Genomic DNA, 17,441 nt, shown 5'->3' on the forward strand with positions numbered 1-17,441 from the left:
GGCTACACACCCGGCGGGGTTGCGCGATCGAGGCTGCGTAAAAACTTGTCCGCTGATTCGTAACCGACGACGCGCAGTACTTCCTTACCGCCCTTGTCGAAGAAAATGATGCCTGGCGGCCCGAAGAGGCCGAATCGCTTGAGCAGCGCCTGATCGTCGGCGTTATTCGCCGTGACGTCGGCGCGCAGCAGGGTCAGTTGCTTAAGCTTCGCCTGGACGCGCGGGTCACTGAAAGTGAATTTCTCCATCTCCTTGCAGCTCACGCACCAGTCCGCGTAAAAATCGAGCATGACGGGCTGCACAGCCGTTTTGATGGCCAGATCGAGTTCGCTCGACGAACGCACCGGGGCGAATGTCAGATCGCTTTGCGCCCGCGTATCCAGCGCGTTGGACGTACTGGCCAAACCCGCCTCGCCGCCGCGCGCCGCCAGCACCGCAAGCGGCTTCAGCGGATCGGACGAGCCTGCGGCAAGGCCAACCAGCAGTGCCACCGCCCAGACTGCAAACACAGCGCCAAGCCCTCGGCTCAGCCGGCGCCATATTGAGGAGCCAACGGCCAGGGCCGAGAACAGACCGAGCGATGCTGCGGCGACGAGCAGCCAGAGCGCGCTCAACAGCATCGTCGCGGCCGCGCCGAGCACCGGCCATACGATCCACAGCGCCGCGGCAAGCAGCACGACGCCGAAGAACACCTTGACCCCGTCCATCCATGAGCCTGCGCGCGGCAGCAACGTGCCGGCACCGAGACCGATGATCAGAAGCGGCACGCCAAGGCCGAGCCCCATCGAGAATAGCGCCGCGCCGCCAAGCACCGCATCGCCGGTGTGCGCAATGAACGCCAGCACGGCGAAGAGCGGCGCGGTCATGCAGGCGCCGACCACCAGCGCGGACAGCGCACCCATCAAGGCTACCGCCGCGAATTTTCCGCCAGAGCGCCCCGCCGACGCCGGCGAAACGCCTTCTTGCCAACGGCGCGGCAAGGCGATGTCGAATCCTGCGATCAGCGTCAGCGCGAAAAGCGTCAGCAGCATCCCGAACGCGCCCAGCACCCAAGGGTTTTGCAGCCACGCGCCGAGGCTTTGCCCCACCAGCGCGGCCGCGATGCCGAGCGCCGTATATACGAGCGCCATGCCGATCACGTAAGCCAGCGACAACGCGAACCCGCGCGCACGCGTCACTCGCGCGCCCTCACCGATGACGATCGCCGACAGAATCGGAATCATCGGATACGAGCACGGCAGCAGGCTTAGTACGGCGCCGGCCACGAAAAAAAGCCCGACGATCGCGAAGAAACCACCGCCTTGCAACAGCGACCGCGCATAGTCGGCGCTGGTAGCCCGCTCATACCACGACGCACCGGCGGCCGGGGTGGGTTGCGTGGAAGCGCCCGCCGCCGCGTTGCCGGCCGGTTGCAGCGCCTCGCCGCTGACACGGTACACCCGGTCCATCGGCGGATAGCAGATGCCGGCGTCGGCGCAGCCCTGCGACGTCACCACCAGATCGAATTGTCCCGCCGCCTGTTTCACGGGAATGCGGATCGTCAGCTCGTTGCGATACGTTTCGACGTCTTTGTTGAAAGTCTGATCGAACTTGATGTGGCCGGCCGGCAACTGCGGCTCGCCGATAATTGCGGCGCCGTTGCGAGGCGCGAACGCAAAGCGCTCACGGTACATGTAGTAGCCGTCCGCGATCTTGTACGTGACGACGACTTCGCCGGGTTTTTCGCTGGCGCTGAATTTGAAGGCGACCGCCGGGTCGAGGAAATCGTCCGCAGCGCGGGCAACGCTGCCGAACGACCCGGCGAAGAGGCAGCCGAACAGGAAAAAGGTTATGCGCAGCACATAGAGCGCGCGGCGGTCGAGACCGTTAAACATGGAGAGGACGTTGGGTTTCGGCAGTGATCCACTGGCCGTAGACGGATGATGCCGTCGCTTGCCACGAAAGGATTTCCGGCGTGTCGTAGGGGTGGTTCGCCTGAATGTATTGTTCGAGTTCTGACGCCCGCGCGGCGCTTGTCTTGAACAGCAGCTGGATTTCCTGCGCCGTTTCGATCGCGCCCTGCCAGTGGTAGCTGGACTGAACAACGCCCAGTTGAGAGACGCACGCGCATAGCCGCGCAGCTAACGCGTCCGTCGCCAGCTTCTGGGCAACGTCCGCGTCGGGTACCGTCGTCAGAATCAAGGTCACATTCACGTTCACAGAGGGCTCCGGCCGGGCACGATCAGCTGTCAGTATCGTATCACCTAGCTTCGCGCGACTGCGGAGATGCCTGCGGCGAGCTTGCGGCATTTGGCCGCCAAGCATTTGTGCCGCGTGGGCTTTCTTCCCGCCAACAAAAAAGCCAGGCGTGCTGCCTGGCTTTTTCTTCGGGTGCTAAAAAGCTTACTCAGCTTCCTGCACTTCAGTTTCTTCGACTTCCGGACGGTCGAGCAATTCGACCAGTGCCATCGGTGCGTTGTCGCCAACGCGGAAACCGAACTTCAGCACGCGCAGGTAGCCGCCCGGACGGGTGGCGTAACGCGGGCCAAGCACTTCGAACAGCTTCGTGACCGAGTCACGATCGCGCAGGCGGTTGAACGCCAGACGACGATTTGCCAGTGACGGCTTCTTGCCGAGCGTGATCAGCGGCTCGACGACTTTACGGAGTTCTTTCGCCTTCGGCAGCGTGGTCTTGATGACTTCGTGCTCGATCAGCGAGTTGGACATGTTACGGAGCATTGCCAGACGGTGGCTGCTCGTGCGGTTCAGTTTCCGCAGACCATGACGGTGACGCATGTTAATTCCTTTGATTCAGAGTTTTGTTCCAGCTCTTCTATCACGCTCGGCTCCTCGGTTTCCCCTGAGGCGGCGAGTGCACGGGCCGGTAGTGAAAAAAGACAAGACGCGGATTTTAAAGGAAAATCCGCGTCTTTGCCAGTGCAGCGGCGGGTTCAGGTCCCGGGATTACTTGTCCAGACCAGCCGGCGGCCAGTTCTCGAGTTTCATGCCGAGCGTCAAACCACGCGACGCCAATACTTCCTTGATTTCGTTCAGCGACTTGCGGCCCAGGTTCGGCGTCTTAAGCAGCTCGTTTTCAGTGCGCTGGATCAAGTCGCCGATGTAGTAGATGTTCTCGGCCTTCAGGCAGTTCGCGGAACGAACCGTCAGTTCGAGATCATCAACCGGACGCAGCAGGATCGGATCGATCTGCGGCGCGCGCGACGGTGCTTCTGCCGTAGCTTCGGTACCTTCCAGTGCGGCGAATACCGACAGTTGGTCGACCAGAATACGCGCCGATTGACGGATTGCTTCTTCCGGCGAGATCACACCGTTGGTCTCGATGTTCATCACGAGCTTGTCGAGGTCGGTACGTTGTTCGACACGCGCGCTTTCAACGGCGTAGCTCACGCGGCGAACGGGCGAGAACGACGCGTCCAGCACGATGCGGCCGATGATCTTGGCCGATTCTTCGCCGTAACGACGCACATTGCCCGGCACGTAGCCGCGGCCTTTTTCAACCTTGATCTGCACGTCGAGCTTGCCGCCCTTCGACAGGTGCGCAATCACATGATCCGGGTTGATCACTTCGCAATCGTGCGCAAGTTCAATGTCGCCCGCGGTGACAACGCCTTCACCTTCCTTGCGCAGCGTAACCGTCACTTCGTCACGGTTATGCAGCTTGAAGACCACACCCTTCAGGTTCAACAACAGGTTGACCACATCCTCTTGCACACCGTCGAGCGTCGAATACTCATGTACGACGCCTGCGATCGTCACTTCGGTCGGCGCGTAGCCGATCATCGACGACAGCAATACGCGCCGAAGCGCGTTACCCAAGGTGTGGCCGTAACCGCGTTCAAACGGTTCCATGACCACTTTCGCGTGGCTTTCGCCAAGCGATTCAACTGCGATGATCTTGGGCTTCAACAAACTGGTTTGCATAGGTTTTCCTTTTCAATACCCTCGGCTCGTTACACCGATAAGGCTGACCGGTAACAACCTGAAAATAAACAGCCGAGACGCCCCCTTGCGCAACGCAATCGGGGTGCCCCGGCCGTTAATCCGATTACCGCGAATACAATTCGACGATCAGGCTTTCGTTGATATCGCCAGCGATGTCGCTGCGTTCCGGCTTCTGCTTGAACGTGCCTTCGAACTTCTTCGAATCAACAGCGACCCAGCTCGGCAGACCGCCTTGCTCAGCGAGCGACAGCGCTTCGAGAATACGGGCTTGCTTCTTCTTCTGTTCGCGCACCGCTACAACATCGCCTGCCTTCACTTGCATCGACGGAATGTTCGACACGACGCCGTTCACCGTGATCGCCTTGTGGCTCACGAGCTGACGCGCTTCAGCGCGCGTCGAGCCGAAACCCATGCGATACACGACGTTGTCGAGACGCGATTCAAGCAATTGCAGCAGGTTTTCGCCCGTGTTGCCCTTCAGGCGGTCTGCTTCGGCGAAGTAACGACGGAATTGACGCTCGAGGACACCGTAGATGCGCTTCACTTTTTGCTTTTCGCGCAGCTGCGTGCCGTAGTCGGACGTACGTGCACCCGAGGTGCGGCCATGTTGGCCAGGCTTGCTGTCAAGCTTGCACTTGTCAGCGAGTGAACGACGGGCGCTCTTCAGGAAAAGGTCAGTGCCTTCACGGCGGGAGAGCTTGGCCTTAGGGCCGATATAACGTGCCACGTTGATTCCTTCTATGATTGATCACGTGAATGCATGCACTCACGCTAGTCCGAGCCCTTTGGGTCGAACGGTGGGCTTAGTCAATTCAATAGCGCAAGCGGCCTGTGGTCGCCGGCTTACAAGCGCGGCGGCGACAGGCGCTAGCGAAAACAGCGTCTTAGATACGACGACGCTTCGGCGGACGGCAGCCGTTGTGCGGGACCGGGGTTACGTCGGAGATCGCTGTGATCTTGATGCCAAGACCATGCAATGCGCGCACCGCCGACTCACGGCCAGGACCGGGGCCCTTGATCCGCACTTCGAGGTTCTTCACGCCGTATTCCATCGCCACGCGGCCAGCCGATTCGGCCGCCACCTGAGCTGCAAACGGGGTCGATTTACGCGAACCCTTGAAGCCCTGACCACCCGACGTTGCCCAAGCAAGTGCATTGCCTTGACGATCGGTGATCGTGATGATGGTGTTGTTGAACGACGCGTGAACGTGAACCACGCCCTCGGCGACGTTCTTCTTGACCTTCTTGCGAACGCGTTGCGCCGCGGAGTTGTTCGAAGCCTTAGCCATTACGTTTTCCTGTAACTGTCAGTTCCGCTTACTTCTTCAGCGATTGCGCTGCACGACGCGGACCCTTGCGCGTACGGGCATTCGTACGCGTACGTTGGCCGCGCAGGGGCAAGCCCTTACGATGCCGCACGCCACGGTAGCAGCCGAGATCCATCAGGCGCTTGATGTTCATCGTCGTTTCACGGCGCAGATCGCCTTCAACGATGAACTTGCCGACTTCTTCACGCAGCTTTTCGAGGTCTGCGTCGTTCAGGTCTTTGACCTTCTTCGAAAATGCCACACCAGCAGCGACGCAAATGTCGCGCGAGCGCGTGCGGCCGATACCGTAAATTGCCGTCAGGCCGATTTCGGTATGCTGGTGATTCGGGATGTTAACCCCTGCGATACGAGCCATTGTTTTTCCTCAAACAAAAAGCGCAAGCAAAAGCGCGGCGTTCAGCCTTGACGCTGTTTGTGGCGCGGATCAGAGCTGCAAATCACGCGCACAACGCCTTTGCGCTTGATGATCTTGCAATTGCGGCAAATGCGCTTAACCGATGCCATCACTTTCATGATATTACCCTTTTTTCAAATCACTTCGCCCGGAACACGATCCGCGCACGCGACAGATCGTAAGGCGTCAATTCAACCGTCACCTTGTCGCCCGGCAAGATTCGGATGTAGTGCATCCGCATCTTCCCGGATATGTGTCCCAATACGACATGGCCGTTTTCCAGCTTCACCCTAAAGGTAGCGTTAGGCAGGTTTTCGATGACTTCACCCTGCATCTGGATAACATCGTCTTTGGCCATAAGTCCTTTCAACGCATCGGGACGCCGCCGCCTTTGAAATTAGCTTTCTTCAGCAGCGATTCATACTGTTGCGACATAACGTACGACTGCACCTGCGCCATGAAGTCCATTGTGACGACGACAATGATCAGCAGCGACGTTCCACCAAAATAAAACGGCACGTTCCAGCGCAGCACCAGAAACTCGGGCAGCAGACAAACAAACACGATGTAGATCGCACCGGCCAGCGTCAGACGCGTGAGGATGCGGTCGATATATCGCGCCGTTTGATCGCCCGGGCGGATGCCTGGAACGAAAGCGCCACTCTTTTTCAGGTTGTCGGCCGTTTCCCTGCTGTTGAACACCAACGCTGTGTAGAAAAAGCAGAAGAAAACGATCGCCAACGCGTACAACAATACGTACACGGGCTGGCCTGGCTTGAGGGCTTCGGCCACGTTGTGCAACGTGTCTGCGAACCAGCCGGTACGCGACCCCGAACTAAACCAGTTCAGGATGGTTGCCGGAAAGAGAATGATCGACGATGCAAAGATCGGCGGAATCACACCCGACATGTTCAGCTTCAGCGGCAGATGCGAAGACTGTCCGCCGTAAATCTTGTTACCGACTTGCCGCTTCGCGTAATTCACAAGAATCTTGCGCTGGCCGCGTTCGATAAACACCACCAGATAAGTCACAGCAGCGATCAGCACGACGACGATAATCGCCGAAATGATGCTCATCGAGCCGGTTCGCACCAGTTCGAAAAGACCACCGATTGCATTCGGGAAACCCGCCGCAATACCACCGAAAATAATGATCGAGATACCGTTGCCAAGCCCACGCTCCGTGATCTGCTCGCCGAGCCACATCAGGAACATCGTGCCGGTGACCAGCGTCACGACCGTCGTCAACCGAAACACCATCCCCGGATCGATCACTAAGGCCGGCTGATTTTCCAGTGCGACGGCAATGCCGAATGCCTGGAACGTCGCCAGCAGGACCGTGAAGATACGTGTGTACTGCGTGATCTTCCGCTGTCCCGCCTGCCCCTCTTTCTTCAGCGCCTCGAGCTGCGGCGAGACAATCGCCAGCAACTGCATGATGATCGATGCCGAAATATAAGGCATGATCCCCAACGCGAAAATCGTGAACCGCGAAAGTGCGCCACCCGAGAACATGTTGAACATGCCAAGGATGCCGCCCGACTGACTTTGGAACAACTTTGCCAGTTGGTCCGGGTCAATACCCGGCACCGGAACGTGCGCGCCGATACGGTAGACGATCAGCGCCAGCAGCAGAAACACTGCTCGCCGACGCAGATCGCCAAACTTCGCCGCGCCGCGACCGGGTTTTGCGAGACTCGGGCTGTTAGCCAAGTACCTTCTCCGATGCAAATGCTAGTGACGGCAAATAACTTGCGCGTTACTCGGCAAAAGAGCCACCGACTGCTTCAATAGCAGCGCGCGCACCCTTCGTCGCACCCAGGCCCTTCACAACGACCTTGCGCTTCAGTTCGCCCGTCGCAATGATCTTGGCGCTCGTGATAAGTTCGCCGAGCAGACCGGCTTGCTTCAGAGCCAACAGATCGATTTCGTCGACCGGCAGCTTTTCCAGATCCGAGAGACGCACTTCACCGACGAATTCCTTCGTCAGCGAGGTGAAGCCCCGCTTCGGCAGGCGACGTTGCAGCGGCATTTGACCGCCTTCGAAGCCAACCTTGTGAAAGCCGCCCGAACGCGACTTCTGGCCCTTGTGACCACGGCCGGCAGTCTTGCCCAGACCAGAGCCGATACCGCGACCGACGCGACGCTTAGCGTGCTTCGAGCCTTCAGCCGGCTTCAGGTTATTCAATTCCATTATCAACTCCTTGAGTCCTGGTCAGCCGCTTAGCTGATGACCTTAACGAGGTACGAAACCTTGTTGATCATGCCGCGCACAGCCGGCGTGTCCTGCAACTCGCTGATCGAGTTGAGTCGGCGCAGGCCCAAGCCACGCACCGTAGCACGGTGCGTTTCACGGGTGCCGATCAGGCTCTTGACGAGCTGGACCTTGACAGTTTTATCAGACATGGTGTCCACCTTAGCCCAGAATATCTTCGACGGACTTGCCGCGCTTCGCCGCGATGTCGCCCGGCGTGGACTGCTTGCGCAGACCGTCGAGCGTTGCGCGAACGAGGTTGTACGGGTTCGTCGAACCGTGGCTCTTGGCCACAACGTTCTGCACGCCCATCACGTCGAACACTGCGCGCATCGGACCACCGGCGATCACACCGGTACCGTCCTTCGCCGGAGCGAGGAGGACCATCGATGCGCCGTGCTTACCGTGCACTTCGTGCTGCAGGGTACCGTTCTTCAGCGGCACCTTGAACATGTTGCGGCGAGCTTGTTCCATCGCCTTCTGAACAGCGACCGGCACTTCCTTCGCCTTGCCCTTGCCCATACCGACGCGGCCATCACCGTCGCCAACCACGGTCAGCGCGGCGAAACCGAGAATCCGGCCACCCTTCACGACCTTGGTCACGCGGTTGACCGAAATCATCTTTTCACGAAGGCCGTCGTCGCGTTCGTCAGCCTGAACTTTCGCTTGCATCTTTGCCATGACGAATTCTTCCCTTAGAACTTGAGTCCGGCTTCGCGCGCCGCATCAGCCAGCGCTTTCACGCGGCCGTGGTAACGGAAACCCGAACGGTCGAAGGCGACGGATTCGATGCCGGCAGCCTTAGCCTTTTCTGCGATGCGCTTCCCGATCAGAGTCGCAGCAGCAACGTTGCCGCCTTTGCCCGTCTGATCAGCCAGTTGCGCACGCACTTCGGCTTCGAGCGTCGACGCGCTGGCGAGCACCTTGGTGCCGCACGGCGAGAACACTTGCGCATAGATGTGCGTGTTCGTGCGATGCACGGCGAGACGCGCGACCTGCAGCTCAGCGATCTTGATACGCGTCTGACGAGCGCGGCGCAGGCGAGATTGAGTCTTATCCATGATTGCGCACCCTTACTTCTTCTTCGTTTCTTTGAGGATCACAACCTCATTGGCGTAACGCACACCCTTGCCCTTGTAGGGCTCCGGCGGGCGATAGCCGCGCACTTCTGCAGCGACCTGGCCAACTTGTTGCTTATTGATCCCCTTGATCACGATTTCGGTTTGCGACGGGGTTTCAGCCTTGACGCCTTCCGGCATCTGGTGCACCACGGGGTGCGAGAAACCCAGCGACAGGTTCAACTTGTCGCCTTGCGCTTGTGCGCGGTAACCAACGCCAACCAGCGTCAGCTTGCGCTCGAAACCCTTCGTCACGCCGTTCACCATGTTCGCAATCAATGCGCGCATCGTGCCCGACATCGCATTCGCTTCGCGGCTCTCGTCCACCGGCTCGATCTTCAGCGTGCCATTGTCGTTCACCACTTTCACGAGGCGGTTTGCTGCCTGCGTAATCGTACCCAATGGGCCCTTGACGGTAATGCGATCGTCGCTCAGGGCCACCTCTGCGCCTTCCAGCGCGATCGGGCTTTTACCTACTCGAGACATGTTTCTCTCCTTTCGGCCTTAAGCGACGTAGCAGATGACTTCGCCGCCAACGCCCGTTGCACGCGCCTTGCGGTCCGTCATCACGCCCTTCGGCGTCGACACTATTGCCACGCCGAGGCCATTCATGACCACGGGGATGTCGTTACGGCCGCGGTACACACGCAGACCGGGCTTCGAGACGCGTTCAATGCGCTCGATGACCGGACGGCCGGCGTAGTACTTCAACACGATGTTCAATTCAGACTTCGCACCTTCGGACTTCACTGCGAAATCATCGATATAACCTTCGTCCTTCAGGACCTGCGCAATGGCAACCTTGACTTTCGACGAGGGCATTGTCACCGAAACTTTCTCAACCATCTGCGCGTTGCGGATGCGAGTCAGCATATCGGCGATAGGATCACTCATGCTCATTTATGTTTCTCCTATTACCAGCTCGCCTTGGTCAGGCCAGGGATCTCGCCGCGGAACGCGATTTCGCGAATCTTGTTGCGCGCCAGCCCGAATTTACGGAACGTGCCGCGCGGGCGACCAGTAATTGCGCAACGGTTGCGCTTACGGGTCGGATTAGAGTTGCGCGGCAGTTGTTGCAGTTCCAGACGTGCTGCGTAGTGCTCTTCGTCCGACTTGCTCATATCGCCAATGATCGCCTTCAACTCCGCACGCTTGGGAGCGTACTTAGCAGCGAGGCGAGCACGCTTCTTTTCACGTTCGATCAGTGCCAGTTTAGCCACGGTAACCTCAGTTTCTGAACGGGAACTTGAAGCTGGCGAGCAGAGCCTTTGCTTCGTCGTCGGTCTTCGCAGTCGTCGTGATGCTGATGTTCAGCCCACGGAGTGCGTCGATCTTGTCGTAGTCGATTTCGGGGAAAATGATCTGCTCTTTCACACCGATGTTGTAGTTGCCGCGACCGTCGAATGCACGACCCGACACGCCACGGAAGTCGCGTACACGGGGGAGCGCGACCGTCACGAAACGGTCCAGAAATTCGTACATTGCCTGACCACGCAACGTGACCATTGCACCGATCGGATAGCCTTGACGGATCTTGAAGCCAGCGATTGCCTTGCGTGCCTTCGTAATCACCGGCTTCTGGCCTGCGATCTTCGTCAGGTCGCCAACGGCGTTTTCGATGATCTTCTTGTCAGCAACCGCTTCGCCAAGACCCATGTTGAGGGTGATCTTGCTGATGCGCGGCACTTCCATCACGGACTTGTAACCGAACTTCTCGATGAGGCCGGGTACAACCTTTTCTTTGTAAAACTCTTGCAAACGAGCCATTTTTTTACTCCGCAGCGTCAGGCGCTCAGCTCGGCACCGGTCGTCTTAAGGAAACGGACTTTCTTGTCTCCCTCGACCTTGATGCCTACACGCGATGCCTTGCCATTCGCGTCGACCAATGCGACGTTCGAAATTTGCAGCGGCATCGTCTTGGCTTCAACACCGCCCGTCGTACCCTTCATCGGGTTCGGCTTGACGTGTTTCTTGACGAGGTTGATGCCCTCGACAATCACTTTGCCTTCGCCAACGGACAGCACAATGCCGCGCTTGCCCTTATCTTTGCCGGTGGTGACGATAACTTCGTCACCCTTGCGAATCTTGTTCATCGCGACTCCTTACAGCACTTCAGGTGCCAACGAAACGATCTTCATGAATCGTTCGCTGCGCAACTCGCGCGTGACAGGCCCGAAAATACGGGTGCCAATAGGTTCGAGCTTGGCATTCAACAACACTGCGGCGTTGCCGTCGAACTTGATCAGCGAACCGTCCTGACGGCGCACGCCCTTGGCGGTGCGAACCACCACGGCGTTATAAATTTCGCCTTTCTTCACGCGCCCGCGCGGCGTTGCTTCTTTGACGGTCACCTTGATGATGTCGCCAATGCTGGCATAACGACGCTTCGAGCCGCCGAGCACCTTGATGCACATGACTTCACGCGCACCCGTGTTGTCGGCCACTTCAAGCCGAGTTTCGGTCTGGATCATGGTTTATCTTTCCCAACTTAATCCGGCCACACCACCATGGCGTACCCGGTCAGTCTTGGTCCCGTCAGCCAATCGGCTGCTTGGGTTAGAACAGCAGCGACGGCAAACGAAACCCGCCATCGCAATCCGGTGAATCCTTCGGAACAGGCTGGCGCCCGACCCGCTTCCCCCACCAACTTCGCCCGCGACGGGGCTCCCATAAAAGAGGGAAGACCAAGATTATATCAAATAATCTTGGTCTTGCAAGCGAAACCTACTGCGATTTCAATTACTTCTACAACTTTGCGGCGTCAGATGACGCGAGCAGCCTCGACCAAGCGAGCCACAACCCAAGCTTTCGTCTTCGAAATCGGACGCGTTTCCTGGATTTCAACGAGATCGCCCTCGTTGTACGTGTTCGCATCGTCGTGCGCGTGGTATTTCTTCGAACGCACAACATACTTGCCGTAGATCGGATGCTTCACTCGGTGCTCAACCAGCACGGTGACCGTCTTGTCCATCTTGTTGCTGACGACCTTGCCGACCAGCGTCCGCTTGAGCGAGGTTTTTACGCTATCGTTCATTTCTGGTTCGCCTTCTCAGTCAGGACGGTCCGCACACGTGCGATGTCGCGACGAACTTTCTTCAGCTGGCTCGTATTCGTGAGCTGCTGGGTCGCGAGTTGCATGCGCAGGCCGAATTGCGCCTTCAACAGGTCCGACAGCTCCTTGTTGAGCGCGGCCTGATCTTTCTGGTGAAGTTCGGAAGCCTTCATCATTTGCTCCTTAGGCGCCGAGCTGACGCACGATAAACGTCGTCTTAAGCGGCAGCTTAGCTGCAGCCAGACGGAACGCTTCGCGTGCCAGCTCTTCGGTTACGCCGTCCATTTCGTACAGCATCTTGCCCGGTTGAATCTCTGCGACGTAGTACTCAGGGTTACCTTTACCGTTACCCATCCGTACTTCAGCCGGCTTGTGCGAGATCGGCTTGTCCGGGAAAATGCGGATCCAGATGCGGCCACCACGCTTGATGTGGCGCGTCATTGCACGACGTGCCGCTTCAATCTGGCGCGCGGTCAAGCGACCACGACCGATAGCCTTCAGGCCGAATTCACCGAACGACACCGCGTTGCCACGGGTAGCGATACCGGTGTTACGACCCTTCTGCTCTTTGCGATACTTTCTGCGTTTCGGTTGCAGCATCGTTATTCTCCAGTCTTCCCGTCGCCACCAGCGCGACGAGGAGCGCCACGGCGTGCACCTGCCGGGCCACCACCTTCACCATCACGACGCGGACGACGATCGCCACCCGGACGTGCGTTGCGGCGCGGACGCTTTTCTTCGGCGACTTCTTCGACCACCGGCGCATCGTTACGGCCGAGCGTGTCGCCCTTGTAGACCCACACCTTCACGCCGATGATGCCGTACGTCGTCTTCGCTTCCGAAGTTGCGTAGTCGATATCGGCACGCAGCGTATGAAGCGGCACCCGACCTTCGCGATACCATTCCGTACGAGCGATTTCGATACCGTTCAGGCGGCCAGCGCTCATGATCTTGATGCCTTGGGCGCCCAGACGCATCGCGTTTTGCATTGCACGCTTCATCGCGCGGCGGAACATAATGCGCCGCTCGAGCTGTTGCGTGATCGAATCCGCGATCAATTGCGCATCGGTTTCCGGCTTACGGATTTCTTCGATGTTGACGTGGACCGGAACGCCCATGCGGCGTTGCAGCTCCGACTTCAACAGCTCGATATCCTCGCCCTTCTTACCGATGACCACACCCGGACGCGAGCTATAAATCGTGATGCGCGCGTTTTTCGCCGGACGCTCGATAACGACGCGACCCACCGAAGCGTTCTTCAGCTTCTTCTTCAGGTATTCACGAACACCGATGTCTTCCTGCAACATCGCCGCGAAATTGTTGTTGTTCGCGTACCAACGCGACGCCCAATTGCGGCTGACGGCCAAACGGAAGCCAGTCGGATGAATTTTCTGTCCCATCGTATGACCCCTTAATTCCCGACCGTCACAGTGATGTGACAGGATTGCTTCTCGATGCGGTTACCGCGGCCCTTAGCGCGCGCGGTAAAACGCTTGAGCGATGCAGCCTTGTCGATGTAGATGCTCGTGATCTTGAGCTCATCGATATCGGCGCCTTCGTTATGCTCCGCATTCGCGATCGCCGACAGCACGACCTTTTTCACGATTCCCGCAGCCTTCTTCGGCGAGAACGTCAGAACGTTCAGCGCCTTGTCGACCGGCAAACCGCGGATCTGGTCAGCCACAAGGCGCGTTTTCTGCGCCGAGATGCGGGCACCGCGATGAATTGCTTTCACTTCCATCTTGAGCCCCTTATTTCTTGGCCTTCTTGTCGGCTGCATGACCCTTAAACGTACGGGTCAATGCGAACTCGCCAAGCTTGTGGCCGACCATGTTTTCCGAGATGTACACCGGAACGTGTTGACGGCCGTTATGAACGGCGATCGTCAGACCGATGAAATCCGGAAGGATCGTCGAGCGGCGCGACCAGGTTTTGATCGGCTTCTTATCCCGCGAAGCTGCTGCCGCCTCAACTTTCTTCAGCAAATGGGCGTCGCAGAACGGACCTTTTTTTACAGAACGTGCCATTGCTTACTCCTTAGCGCTTGTGACGGCGCTGGACGATCATGCTCGTCGTGCGCTTGTTGCTGCGGGTGCGATAACCCTTAGCAGGCGTGCCCCACGGGCTCACCGGATCGCGACCTGCAGCCGTCTTGCCTTCACCACCACCGTGCGGGTGATCGACCGGGTTCATTGCAACGCCACGCACCGTCGGGCGGATACCGCGCCAGCGGTTCGCGCCAGCCTTACCGATTTGACGGAGGCTGTGCTCTTCGTTGCCAACTTCACCAATCGTCGCGCGGCATTCAACGTGAACGCGGCGGATTTCACCCGAACGCAGGCGGACCTGTGCGTAGATGCCTTCACGAGCCAGCAACATCGCTGACGTACCGGCCGAACGCGCCATTTGCGCGCCTTTGCCAGGTAGCATTTCGATGCAGTGGATCGTCGTGCCGACCGGAATATTGCGGATCGGCAGCGTATTGCCTGCGCGAATCGGCGCTTCCGAACCCGACATCAGTTGCTGGCCTACCGTCACACCCTTCGGAGCGATGATGTACTTACGCTCGCCGTCTGCGTACAGAACCAGCGCAATGTTTGCGCTGCGGTTCGGATCGTACTCAAGACGTTCGACCTTCGCCGCAATGCCGTCCTTGTTGCGACGGAAATCGACGACGCGATAGTGATGCTTGTGACCACCACCCTTGTGACGCGTAGTGATGTGGCCGTTGTTGTTGCGGCCGGCAGTCGACGACTGCGAATCGAGCAGCGGCGCGAACGGCTTGCCCTTATGCAGATCCTTGTTGACCACCTTGACCATCGCGCGGCGACCCGGCGAAGTCGGCTTAACTTTAACGATTGCCATGATTACTTGGCCTCCGCTTCAAAGTTGATTTCCTGGCCGGGCTTCAGGCAGACGTAGGCCTTCTTCACGTCCTTGCGCTTACCCATGAAGCGGCCAAAGCGCTTGGCCTTGCCCTTCGAGACCAGCACATTGACGGAATTGACTTCCACCTTGAACAGCAGCTCGACTGCAGCTTTCACTTCCTGCTTCGTGGCATCGGGCGCGACTTCGAACACGACTTGTTCGTTCTTGTCGGCCACCAGCGTCGCCTTTTCGGAGATCACCGGCGCGAGCAGGACCTGCATCAAACGATGATCGTTTTTGCGAATCTCGCTCATGACAGCAACTCCTCGATCTGGGCGACCGCAGCCTTCGTGATCAGGATCTTCTTGAAGTAGATCAGCGACAGCGGGTCGGCGTAACGCGGCTCGACAACCGCCACATGGGCGAGATTGCGCGACGCGAGGTACAGGTTTTCATCAACCGTGTCGGTAATCACCAGCACGGAGTCGAGCCCCATCGCCTTGAATTTTTCGGCCAGCAGCTTCGTCTTCGGCGCTTCGAGCGTCAGCTCGTCGACCACCGAGATGCGGCCTTCGCGGGCCAGCTGCGAGAAGATCGAGCAGAGACCCGCACGATGCATCTTCTTGTTGACCTTGTGCGAAAAGTTTTCTTCCGGCGAATTCGGGAAGATCCGGCCACCGCCGCGCCACAACGGGCTCGACGACATACCAGCACGAGCGCGGCCCGTACCCTTCTGGCGCCAAGGCTTCTTGGTCGTGTGCTTGACCTGCTCACGATCCTTTTGCGCGCGATTGCCGCTACGGGCATTCGCCTGGTAAGCAACCACGACCTGGTGAATCAGGGCTTCGTTGTAATCGCGGCCGAACACGACGTCCGACGCGCTAACGCCCGCACCTTCCTGACCGTTGGCATTCAGGAGCTTAAGTTCCATTATTTCGCTCCTTTCACGGCACGCGTCTTCACGGCCGGCGTAACGAATACCTTGCCACCCTTCGCACCTGGAACGGCGCCCTTAACCAGCAACAGCTTGCGGTCGGCGTCGATCCGAGCGATTTCCAGGTTTTGCACCGTTACAGTGTCGTCACCCATGTGACCGGTCATGCGCTTGCCGGGGAAAACACGACCCGGATCCTGCGCCATACCGATCGAACCCGGCACGTTGTGCGAGCGCGAGTTACCGTGCGATGCACGGCCGGATGCGAAGTTGTAACGCTTGATGGTACCGGCGTAGCCCTTACCGATCGACACGCCTTGCACGTCGACTTTCTGGCCCACTTCGAACAGATCGGGACCGACCACGGCACCGTTCGACAACTCGGCAGCCTTGGCGGCATCGATCTGGAATTCTTTGAGGATTTCACCGGCTTGAACACCGGCTTTGGCGAGATGACCGGCCAACGGCTTCGTCACACGCGATGCACGGCGCGTACCGAATGCAACCTGCACGGCCGTGTAGCCGTCGGTTTCAACAGTCTTGATCTGCGTCACGCGGTTGTCGGACACGTCCAGCACGGTAACGGGAATCGAATCCCCTTCAGCCGTGAAGATACGGGTCATGCCAACCTTGCGACCTACGAGTCCAAGGCTCATCGTTTTCTCCATTCCCGACTGCGATTGGTCGGGGCTAATTTACAAAATGCCGGCGCCGTTTCGGGCATGAATTCATGCTGCAGCACGCCGACTTTTTTGCGCAAATGCGCGAAAAGCCTTGCATTATAGCGAGGCCTTTCGTTTTTCGCAAGCAATCAATGACTTAGCGTTGCCCGTGACCCCAGGCAAGCACCGAGAGCCTTATTGCAGCTTGATTTCCACGTCCACGCCAGCCGGCAGATCCAGCTTCATCAGCGCATCAACGGTCTTGTCCGTCGGATCGACGATGTCCATCAGGCGTTGGTGGGTGCGAATTTCGAGCTGATCGCGCGACGTCTTATTGACGTGCGGCGAACGCAGGATGTCGAAACGTTGAATGCGGGTCGGCAGGGGCACCGGACCACGAACGATTGCGCCAGTCCGCTTTGCCGTATCGACGATTTCAGCTGCCGATTGATCGATAAGGCGATAGTCGAAAGCCTTCAGGCGAATGCGGATTTTCTGGTTCTGCATGACAATTCCTCGGTAAAGAGCGAGGCGGCGTTGCGCCGCCAGACAGTAAAAGAACGTAGAGCCGGGCACCCGCTGAGGGCCGGCGCCCGGCTCCGGGCACCACTTGCTACAAATTCAAGCCGCGATTTTACTCGAGAATCTTGGCAACGACGCCTGCGCCGACGGTACGGCCACCTTCGCGGATCGCGAAGCGCAGACCTTCTTCCATCGCGATCGGATTGATCAGCTTCACCGTGATCGACACGTTGTCGCCCGGCATGACCATTTCCTTGTCCTTCGGCAACTCGATCGAGCCCGTCACGTCCGTCGTACGGAAGTAGAACTGCGGACGATAGTTGTTGAAGAACGGCGTGTGGCGGCCGCCCTCGTCCTTGCTCAGCAC

32 protein-coding genes are annotated in these 17,441 nt (G+C 58.6%); all 32 read right to left on the minus strand.

The window, feature by feature from the left end:
• Positions 1–2 precede the first annotated feature (2 nt).
• Positions 3–1,874 (minus strand): protein-disulfide reductase DsbD, encoded by a 1,872-nt coding sequence (gene dsbD / locus BUE39_RS27490; protein ID WP_073431852.1) that lies wholly within the window; start codon positions 1,872–1,874, stop codon positions 3–5.
• Positions 1,867–2,199 (minus strand): divalent-cation tolerance protein CutA, encoded by a 333-nt coding sequence (gene cutA / locus BUE39_RS27495; protein ID WP_073431861.1) that lies wholly within the window; start codon positions 2,197–2,199, stop codon positions 1,867–1,869. Before cutA ends, dsbD begins: the two co-directional genes overlap by 8 nt.
• A 183-nt stretch (positions 2,200–2,382) precedes the next feature.
• On the minus strand, positions 2,383–2,775 hold the full coding sequence (gene rplQ, locus BUE39_RS27500) for a 50S ribosomal protein L17 (protein WP_008923330.1): 393 nt from the start codon (positions 2,773–2,775) through the stop codon (positions 2,383–2,385).
• Between the two features lie 168 nt (positions 2,776–2,943).
• Positions 2,944–3,921: a DNA-directed RNA polymerase subunit alpha gene (locus tag BUE39_RS27505; RefSeq protein ID WP_006052226.1), complete on the minus strand. Its 978-nt coding sequence runs from the start codon at positions 3,919–3,921 to the stop codon at positions 2,944–2,946.
• Positions 3,922–4,045: 124 nt separating this feature from the next.
• A complete protein-coding gene (gene rpsD, locus BUE39_RS27510; protein WP_007180123.1) occupies positions 4,046–4,669 on the minus strand; it encodes a 30S ribosomal protein S4 in 624 nt (207 codons plus the stop codon).
• A 157-nt stretch (positions 4,670–4,826) separates the two neighbouring features.
• A complete protein-coding gene (gene rpsK, locus BUE39_RS27515; RefSeq protein ID WP_006052224.1) occupies positions 4,827–5,231 on the minus strand; it encodes a 30S ribosomal protein S11 in 405 nt (134 codons plus the stop codon).
• Positions 5,232–5,259: 28 nt separating this feature from the next.
• Positions 5,260–5,625, minus strand: a complete 366-nt coding sequence (gene rpsM, locus BUE39_RS27520; protein ID WP_006052223.1) for a 30S ribosomal protein S13 — start codon at positions 5,623–5,625, stop codon at positions 5,260–5,262.
• Positions 5,626–5,666: 41 nt separating this feature from the next.
• Positions 5,667–5,783, minus strand: coding sequence for a 50S ribosomal protein L36 (gene rpmJ, locus BUE39_RS27525; protein WP_004199844.1), 117 nt, complete (start codon positions 5,781–5,783; stop codon positions 5,667–5,669).
• A 20-nt stretch (positions 5,784–5,803) separates the two neighbouring features.
• Complete coding sequence (infA, locus tag BUE39_RS27530; protein WP_004521905.1) at positions 5,804–6,022, minus strand: translation initiation factor IF-1; 219 nt, start codon at positions 6,020–6,022, stop codon at positions 5,804–5,806.
• An 8-nt stretch (positions 6,023–6,030) separates the two neighbouring features.
• Entirely contained in the window at positions 6,031–7,377 is a 1,347-nt protein-coding gene (gene secY / locus BUE39_RS27535) for a preprotein translocase subunit SecY (RefSeq protein ID WP_073431853.1), read from the minus strand.
• Positions 7,378–7,423: 46 nt separating this feature from the next.
• Positions 7,424–7,858 (minus strand): 50S ribosomal protein L15, encoded by a 435-nt coding sequence (rplO, locus tag BUE39_RS27540; RefSeq protein ID WP_073431854.1) that lies wholly within the window; start codon positions 7,856–7,858, stop codon positions 7,424–7,426.
• Positions 7,859–7,887: 29 nt separating this feature from the next.
• The gene (gene rpmD, locus BUE39_RS27545) at positions 7,888–8,070 is read right to left on the minus strand and encodes a 50S ribosomal protein L30 (protein WP_073431862.1); all 183 of its coding nucleotides are present in this window, start codon (positions 8,068–8,070) and stop codon (positions 7,888–7,890) included.
• Between the two features lie 10 nt (positions 8,071–8,080).
• Positions 8,081–8,599 (minus strand): 30S ribosomal protein S5, encoded by a 519-nt coding sequence (gene rpsE, locus BUE39_RS27550; RefSeq protein WP_006052219.1) that lies wholly within the window; start codon positions 8,597–8,599, stop codon positions 8,081–8,083.
• 14 nt (positions 8,600–8,613) lie between these two features.
• A complete protein-coding gene (gene rplR / locus BUE39_RS27555; protein ID WP_006052218.1) occupies positions 8,614–8,979 on the minus strand; it encodes a 50S ribosomal protein L18 in 366 nt (121 codons plus the stop codon).
• A 12-nt stretch (positions 8,980–8,991) separates the two neighbouring features.
• Positions 8,992–9,522 carry a 50S ribosomal protein L6 gene (gene rplF, locus BUE39_RS27560; protein WP_073431855.1) on the minus strand — a complete coding sequence of 177 codons (531 nt, stop codon included), beginning with the start codon at positions 9,520–9,522 and terminating at the stop codon, positions 8,992–8,994.
• Positions 9,523–9,540: 18 nt separating this feature from the next.
• Positions 9,541–9,936: a 30S ribosomal protein S8 gene (gene rpsH, locus BUE39_RS27565; RefSeq protein ID WP_006052216.1), complete on the minus strand. Its 396-nt coding sequence runs from the start codon at positions 9,934–9,936 to the stop codon at positions 9,541–9,543.
• A gap of 14 nt (positions 9,937–9,950) precedes the next feature.
• Complete coding sequence (gene rpsN, locus BUE39_RS27570) at positions 9,951–10,256, minus strand: 30S ribosomal protein S14 (protein ID WP_006052215.1); 306 nt, start codon at positions 10,254–10,256, stop codon at positions 9,951–9,953.
• A gap of 7 nt (positions 10,257–10,263) precedes the next feature.
• Positions 10,264–10,803 (minus strand): 50S ribosomal protein L5, encoded by a 540-nt coding sequence (gene rplE / locus BUE39_RS27575; protein ID WP_073431856.1) that lies wholly within the window; start codon positions 10,801–10,803, stop codon positions 10,264–10,266.
• A 17-nt stretch (positions 10,804–10,820) separates the two neighbouring features.
• Positions 10,821–11,129, minus strand: coding sequence for a 50S ribosomal protein L24 (rplX, locus tag BUE39_RS27580; protein WP_073431857.1), 309 nt, complete (start codon positions 11,127–11,129; stop codon positions 10,821–10,823).
• A gap of 9 nt (positions 11,130–11,138) precedes the next feature.
• Positions 11,139–11,507 carry a 50S ribosomal protein L14 gene (gene rplN, locus BUE39_RS27585; RefSeq protein ID WP_006052212.1) on the minus strand — a complete coding sequence of 123 codons (369 nt, stop codon included), beginning with the start codon at positions 11,505–11,507 and terminating at the stop codon, positions 11,139–11,141.
• A gap of 290 nt (positions 11,508–11,797) precedes the next feature.
• Positions 11,798–12,070, minus strand: coding sequence for a 30S ribosomal protein S17 (gene rpsQ / locus BUE39_RS27590; RefSeq protein ID WP_007180129.1), 273 nt, complete (start codon positions 12,068–12,070; stop codon positions 11,798–11,800).
• A complete protein-coding gene (gene rpmC, locus BUE39_RS27595) occupies positions 12,067–12,261 on the minus strand; it encodes a 50S ribosomal protein L29 (protein ID WP_007180130.1) in 195 nt (64 codons plus the stop codon). The genes rpsQ and rpmC overlap by 4 nt, the downstream gene beginning before the upstream one ends.
• Before the next feature lie 10 nt (positions 12,262–12,271).
• Positions 12,272–12,688 (minus strand): 50S ribosomal protein L16, encoded by a 417-nt coding sequence (gene rplP, locus BUE39_RS27600; protein ID WP_007180131.1) that lies wholly within the window; start codon positions 12,686–12,688, stop codon positions 12,272–12,274.
• 2 nt (positions 12,689–12,690) lie between these two features.
• Positions 12,691–13,488, minus strand: a complete 798-nt coding sequence (gene rpsC, locus BUE39_RS27605) for a 30S ribosomal protein S3 (RefSeq protein WP_035554750.1) — start codon at positions 13,486–13,488, stop codon at positions 12,691–12,693.
• Positions 13,489–13,499: 11 nt separating this feature from the next.
• Complete coding sequence (gene rplV, locus BUE39_RS27610) at positions 13,500–13,829, minus strand: 50S ribosomal protein L22 (protein ID WP_011490054.1); 330 nt, start codon at positions 13,827–13,829, stop codon at positions 13,500–13,502.
• A 10-nt stretch (positions 13,830–13,839) separates the two neighbouring features.
• Entirely contained in the window at positions 13,840–14,115 is a 276-nt protein-coding gene (rpsS, locus tag BUE39_RS27615) for a 30S ribosomal protein S19 (protein WP_004199273.1), read from the minus strand.
• Between the two features lie 10 nt (positions 14,116–14,125).
• Positions 14,126–14,953 (minus strand): 50S ribosomal protein L2, encoded by an 828-nt coding sequence (gene rplB, locus BUE39_RS27620; protein ID WP_073431858.1) that lies wholly within the window; start codon positions 14,951–14,953, stop codon positions 14,126–14,128.
• Positions 14,954–14,955: 2 nt separating this feature from the next.
• The gene (gene rplW / locus BUE39_RS27625) at positions 14,956–15,270 is read right to left on the minus strand and encodes a 50S ribosomal protein L23 (protein WP_007180135.1); all 315 of its coding nucleotides are present in this window, start codon (positions 15,268–15,270) and stop codon (positions 14,956–14,958) included.
• Entirely contained in the window at positions 15,267–15,887 is a 621-nt protein-coding gene (rplD, locus tag BUE39_RS27630; protein WP_007180136.1) for a 50S ribosomal protein L4, read from the minus strand. Before rplD ends, rplW begins: the two co-directional genes overlap by 4 nt.
• Positions 15,887–16,546 (minus strand): 50S ribosomal protein L3, encoded by a 660-nt coding sequence (rplC, locus tag BUE39_RS27635; protein ID WP_073431863.1) that lies wholly within the window; start codon positions 16,544–16,546, stop codon positions 15,887–15,889. Before rplC ends, rplD begins: the two co-directional genes overlap by 1 nt.
• Positions 16,547–16,747: 201 nt before the next feature.
• A complete protein-coding gene (rpsJ, locus tag BUE39_RS27640) occupies positions 16,748–17,059 on the minus strand; it encodes a 30S ribosomal protein S10 (protein WP_006998489.1) in 312 nt (103 codons plus the stop codon).
• Between the two features lie 127 nt (positions 17,060–17,186).
• Positions 17,187–17,441: EF-Tu C-terminal domain-related protein (locus BUE39_RS27645; RefSeq protein ID WP_459543771.1), on the minus strand; the 255-nt coding region annotated here is incomplete at its 5' end.

The organism is Paraburkholderia terricola (genome assembly GCF_900142195.1).
GTDB classification, from domain to species: Bacteria; Pseudomonadota; Gammaproteobacteria; order Burkholderiales; family Burkholderiaceae; genus Paraburkholderia; species Paraburkholderia terricola.